The following is a 6,357-nucleotide window of genomic DNA, read 5'->3' on the forward strand; positions in this document are numbered from 1 at the left end:
CGTCGAGGGTCAGCTCGCGCTGAACGTTGCGAATTCCAATGCTAATTTCCATGATTCCTCCGAAATAGGGCGTGCGTGAACTGCGGCAATTGTAGCGCGGGAGGGGGCGCGGGCCGATGTCCGTTTCATTGCAGGCCGAAAATTGTCGGAGGTCTCGATTAGGCTCGGGGACATGAGTGGTGAACGTGGAGAGCAAAGCGAGCTTGAGTGGGACTCCTCCCAGCAGGCTGTGCTCGAGGTGTCGGCCCCCTGTACGGCGTCGGTGATCGGTGCGCCAGGAAGTGGGAAAACCGCGCTCGCGGTGGAACTGGCCGTGCGGATCGTCAGGGAAGATCCCGAGGCCGAGGTAGCCGTGCTCTCACCGGATCGCCGGGCGGCATCCGATCTGCGAAACGCGATCGCTCGAGAACTCGGATACCTACCCGGCTCGGTTCAGGTCCGCTCGATCACGGCATTCGCCTTCGCGATCGTGTCGGCGTATGCGCAGTATGTTGGCCGCCGGGAACCGGAGCTCCTCAGCGGCCCGGATCAGGACGCGCTACTCAAGGAATACTTCGACCTCATCTTGGACGGCGTCGTGCCAGGAAACCTGCCGCAGTGGGCGGCCGACAGCGACTCGGCACGACTGCCCGCCTACCGAGCCGAGTTTCGCGACCTCATCACCCGCGCAGCCGAACTCGAGCTCGCGGCCGGGGAGCTGGCGGCGCTTGGGGAACGCTTCGACGAGCCGATGTGGATTGCCGGTGCAGAGATTATGGAGGGCTACGAGAACGCGCTCGCAACGCAGGCGGGCGTCGGCCATCAAAATCCGGATGTTATCGACCACGCGCGGCTACTCACGCAGGCCGCGGCCATGCTTGACGGATGGGAGAGCGCGGAGGTTCAGGGCGGCGCACTCGGGGTGGAAAAGCCGCGGTGGGATTGGATCATCGTCGACGACGTCGAAAACTCCACTCTCGCCCTTCGCGCGCTCCTTCGCGTGCTCAAAGCCGATGGCACGTCGATTGTGACATTCGGTGACCCGGACGCGGCGGTTCAGGGATTTCGTGGGGGCGTTGCGCATCTGCCAGCACTCCTCACGCGCGATGAGGCAGCCGGCGGCATTGGCGCACAGCGATTCTATTTGGAAAACCGCTACCGCGCGGGTGGCCAGATCGGGCACATCGCCACGAAGGCGACCTCCGGAATCCACACGGCTGGTGCTGGAAGGCACAGGGCGGCGGATTTCGTCGCGGACGGCGCGGATGACAGCGCGGCAGCGCACCCCGCCGTTGCACAGATCTTCGCGAATGAGGACGAGGAGATCGCGTACGTGGCCACACGCATGCGTCGCCTTCACCTACTCGATGGCGTGCCGTACTCGTCCATGGCGGTGATCACGCGGTCGGCAGGGATGCACCGAGCTGCGAGGCGGTCCTTCTTGCGCTACGGCGTTCCGATTGCCCCCCTTGTGAGTTCGGAGCCGTTGCGCGAGCAGCGCGGCGTCGCCGCGCTCATCCACCTGCTCGAGGTGGCGTTGTGGGATCCAATTGTGGTCGATACTGGCCAGATTGAGGACTTGCTGACCGGCCCGTTGTTCGCGATTGATCCACTCGAGTTGCGCCGATTCCGCCGTGAACTGCGTGGCTGGGAGATGGCCGGGGGAGGGTCGCGGTCCGAAACGGAGCTCCTGAGGCTCGTGCTTTCCGGCGGGGAGCCTTTGGACAAGGTCCCCGAGCTCGCACGGGTCTACGAGGTGATCTCGAGAATCAGGGCTGCTCGGGATCGGCGTGCACTCGGTGAAGAAGTCCTGTGGGAGGCCTGGGACGGGGTCGCGGTTGCTGACAAGTGGCGCGAGCAGGCGCTGGGAGTCGGTGCGCAAGCAGATTCTGCGGATGCCGACCTCGATGCGGTCATGTCCATGTTCCGGATTGCGCAGCGCCAGGCGGATCGCGATCCGGCAAGCGCCGGTATTGACGTTCTTCTCGAAGCGCTCGAAGAGCAGGACCTGCCCGAAGATTCCATCGCCCGCACGGGTGGCCTCGCTGATGAAGTGACGCTCGCGACCCCGTCGTCAACGATCGGGAAATCGTGGGACTACGTGGCGATTCTCGGGCTGAATGAAGGTACGTGGCCAAATACGCGCATCAGAAACCCGCTCACGAAAGTCCCCAAGCTCGTCAACGTCGTGCTCGGCTCGGAGATGGCAGGGCGGGTTGTCGAATCGGGGCAGCTTGTGCGGGATGTTATCGATGACGAGGCACGCATGCTGCTGAAGGCGATCACGCGTGCGCGAAAGGCAGTGGTCGTTACGGCGACGCGCGGCGACGGGGTCCAGCCCTCCCGATTCTTGGGGTGGCTGTTCCCGGAGGCGCAAGACGCCACGGCGTTTGCTACCGTGTTCGACACCGCGGGTCTGACCGGTCGGCTACGCCAGGGAGAAATGAGTGGGAATGCGCGCCTTGCCACTGGCGCGAGGGAACTTCTTGACACGCTGGCAAACCATGGCGTGACGTCGGCGAACCGCGAGGAGTGGGTCGATAGGCTCGAGCCGAGCAACGAAGGGGTGAGCGGGGATGTTTCGGTGTCGCCCTCGCGCATCGAATCGGTTATGAATTGCCCACTTCGCTCATTCTTGGACTCGATCGGAGCCGGATCCGCCACCGATACGCGGGCGCTCGATATCGGAACCCTCATTCACACTCTGGCGGAGGAGTTTCCATACGGGCCGGCATCCGACATGCGCGTGCGCGCCGAGGAACTCATTGCGGGGCTCGATCTTCCGGACGATTTTGACGGCACGAAGGCGCGTGAGGATCTCGATGTGATGCTGCGCAGTCTTGGAAAATATGTTGAGTCGAACCCCCACGAGGTCTGGGTGGAACTTCAAGCGCGCGATACCTTGAGAGATAACGACGGGAATGTCACCGTCAGTTCTCGTCTCGACCGTCTGGCGGTCGACGGCACGGAGGCGGGCGTCGTGGATTTCAAGACCTCCAAATTGGTGATCACCGTTGCGCAGGCAACGGAGAATCCCCAGCTTCGGGTCTACCAATGGCTGGTCAATCGCGGGGCGATTCCCGGGATCTCACGGGCGAGTGGTGCCACCTTGGTCTACGTCAGGGCCCCAGACGGGAAAGGTCTTCCGAAAACTCGTGAGCAAGATGCGCTCACTGACGATCAGATGGCTGAGACCGATTCGATGATCCTCAATACCGGCAAGGTTCAACGCGGCGGATCATTCGCTGCCGTGGAAAACGGCGCCTGCCAATTCTGCGCGTATGCAGCCTCCTGCCCGGCGATCGGAAGCGGAAGGATTTTCTCGTGATCACTTACGACGATTTTGTTAAGACTCTTGAGCACCAGCCCACGCCAGAACAGCGGGAGGTCATTCTGAGCGAGGACCACGCGATCGCCGTCATCGCCGGTGCTGGTTCAGGCAAAACTGCCACGATGGCGCAACGCATTGCGTGGCATATCGTCAACGGAAACGTTCGCCCCGAGGAAGTGCTCGGGCTGACGTTTACAACGAAGGCTGCTGGTGAACTGGCCGAGCGAGTAGAAGCACAGCTCGACCGAGCGCGAGACGAGGGCCTCATATCTCACGCCGATTCCGGTGAGGTCGAGGACGATCGCGACGGCGAGGAGCAGGCCAAACTTCGCGACACGGACGGCGATGCCAGCCGCGCTCACGCCGCGATGGCGAGGCCAACGATCTCGACCTACAACTCGTTTGCTGCAGAGATTGCCGCGTCGTATTCCATGCTGATTGGGGAGGATCCGCGCGCCCGGCTGATCACCGATGCCGAGCGATGGCAGATCATGCGGGACATCGTGGCCTCACTTGATACGAACTCCCAAGAGTTTGAGCTCCTGAAGTCGTGGTCATCGAGCACCGTGATTGATCGGGCGCTCCAACTCTCCGACGCGCTGATTTCGAATGGTGCCACCACTGACGAACTGCGTGAGGTACTAGCCGAGGAGAGGCTAGCGCTGGACAAACTCCAGGGCGTGCAGGTGAAGCGCGGCACCCACACGGAGGCCTCAAAAGCGCAGGCTAAGGCACCGAAGAGCGGAATTGGTTCGATTGATATGCGCTTTGCGATGTGTACGATCATCGATTCTTATCACGCGTACAAGAAAGAGCATTCCGTCATCGAGTTCGCGGATCAGGTTGAGCGAGCGAACCGGATCCTGCAGGCAGTTCCCGACCAGATCGGTGACATCGTCGGGCGCTACAAGCTGATCTTGCTCGATGAATATCAGGACACCTCGGCCCAGCAGGCGCAGTTCCTCTATCACGCCTTTTCGAATGCGTGGTCGGTGTGCGCGGTGGGTGACCCGAATCAGGCCATCTACTCCTGGCGCGGAGCATCCGCGGACGCGCTGAGTGACTTCATGGATAGCTTCGGCGTAGCTAAGAACTTGACGCTCTCGACAGCGTTTCGAAACGGGAAGAAGATCCTCGAAGCAGCAAATGCGTTGACGCAGGGAAAACTCTCCTACCCGTCGATGACCGTCAAGAAGTTGACAGCTCGGCCGGGGGCAAGTGAAGGCAGCGTGCGCTACATCCACCGCTCCTTGCGGGAGGATTCGTATGGAGCCATGGCTGACCAGTTCGCCGACCTGTTCGACGCGGCGAGGGCGGACATCGAGGCGAAAGCCGCGACTGGCCTGGCAAGCGAGGCAGAGCTGACCTATCCGACCGCCGTCGTGCTGTGCCGCGCCCGGTCGTATATGGATCATGCGGCAAAGGCGCTCGAAGAGCGGGGCGTGCCGTTCGAGATCGTCGGCGGAGAAGCGCTCATCGAAAAGCCCGAAGTGAGATTGGTGCGCGCGTTCCTCGGGCTGATTGCCGTGCCGGATCGCAACGATCTGCTCGTCCCGATCTTCACCCACTTCGCGCTCGGGAGTAACGATCTGCGCGCGCTGTCCGCCTACGCCAGGGATCTGGCACGAGCGTCAGCTCGCAAGGAGGCTGCCAAGGGCGATCACTCGGCAGTCGAGATCCGCGCGAGCCTCGTCGAAGCGATCGATACGCTTCCAGATCCGGACCAGAAAGGTGCCGTCGCACCCGAAGGGATGAGCAAGGAGGGCCATGCGCGCCTAGCCAAGATTAAGTCGCTTCTGCGAGGCATGCGCGAGCGACGCCACCTCTCGCTACCAGACCTCATCATTTACGCGGTGGACGCGCTCGATTTGCCCTTCTACGCGAGGTCGAGACGCGACGGCGGAGCCCGCGTCGAGGGAGCATTGAGTGCGTTCGTGCGGATGGCAGCGCAATATGTGAGCGATAACCCGAGGGCAAGCCTGAAGGGTTTCGTTGAATGGATCGACGAGGTCGAAGAACACGAGAACACCGGTGAAGGAGAGGTCAGCGGGGATGCCCAGTTCCTGATGACGGAAGATGTGGTGCCCGAATCCGGCGTCGTGCAAATTATGACGGTGCATGGTGCGAAAGGTTTGGAATGGGACATCGTCGCGATTCCGGACATGAAGTACCACGGCTTTGATGCCTACTCTCGTGACAAGGCGTGGCAGTTGGACGCCGCCGCCCTGCCCTTCCCGCTGCGAGCCGACAAGGCGCACATGCCCTATTTCAGTTTCGCCGATCGGATCCCCTCCTACGCGATCGTCGAGCCTGCGGATAAGGCGCCCATTCTCGAGGAATTTGACCGTTACGTGACCGGCCCGTTGCGGGAGCATTACGCGGCTGAACAACGCCGGCTCGCCTACGTGGCGGTGACCCGTCCAAAAGATGTGTTGATCGTGTGCTCCTACGACCTTGCAGACGAAAGTAAGGCCGCCAACGAGCTCAAGAAGTTGGGTCGCCACACCGATAGCGCATCCACCGATGAGGGGGTCGCGGACGCGACCATGCCGAGCAATACCTTCATCACCGACATGGGCGACGTCCTCGAACATGACGAGGGCAACGATTCCGTCCTCACGGGCGCGGAGCTCGAAAGAATAGCCCGGGAGTTTGACGATACCGCCGGTGGGGCGTGGGAGAAGATCTTCGATCCGGCAACAAAGCGCTGGCCCGTCGACGTCGACAGGCGACTTGATCGGGCGCCCAATGCTGTGCCATCGCAACTTTCCGACGATGACGCCGCCCGACTCGTTGACCGTTGGCAAGACGAGGCACGGGTGCTCATCGAAGAAACCCAGTCCGCTGACACAGCCTTCCAGCTCACCCGTGACTACTTCACGGCATCGGACATCGTCAAACTTAGTGCGGATCCGGAGAGCTTCGTGCGTGATCAACGCCGGCCGATTCCGCAACGGCCGTCGCGCGCGGCGCGCACGGGAACCTTCGTGCATGAGGCGATCGCACATCACTACGACGCCCCGTTGACCTTGGACGTCGATTCGGTG

At 62.1% G+C, this 6,357-nt stretch carries 2 protein-coding genes; both read left to right on the forward strand.

What is annotated here, in order from left to right; genetic code table 11:
• The first annotated feature begins 172 nt into the window (after positions 1–172).
• On the forward strand, positions 173–3,307 hold the full coding sequence (locus ACHFFR_RS08585; RefSeq protein ID WP_394263849.1) for a PD-(D/E)XK nuclease family protein: 3,135 nt from the start codon (positions 173–175) through the stop codon (positions 3,305–3,307).
• On the forward strand, positions 3,304–6,357 hold a 3,054-nt coding region (locus tag ACHFFR_RS08590), incomplete at its 3' end, for an ATP-dependent helicase (RefSeq protein ID WP_394263850.1). The genes ACHFFR_RS08585 and ACHFFR_RS08590, both read left to right, overlap by 4 nt.

Source organism: Trueperella sp. (genome assembly GCF_043424875.1).
GTDB lineage: Bacteria > Actinomycetota > Actinomycetes > Actinomycetales > Actinomycetaceae > Trueperella.

Coding starts and splice junctions, on each gene's coding strand:
- ACHFFR_RS08585 (WP_394263849.1), top strand. CDS start 173: ATGAGTGGTGAACGTGGAGAGCAAAGCGAGCTTGAGTGGGACTCCTCC.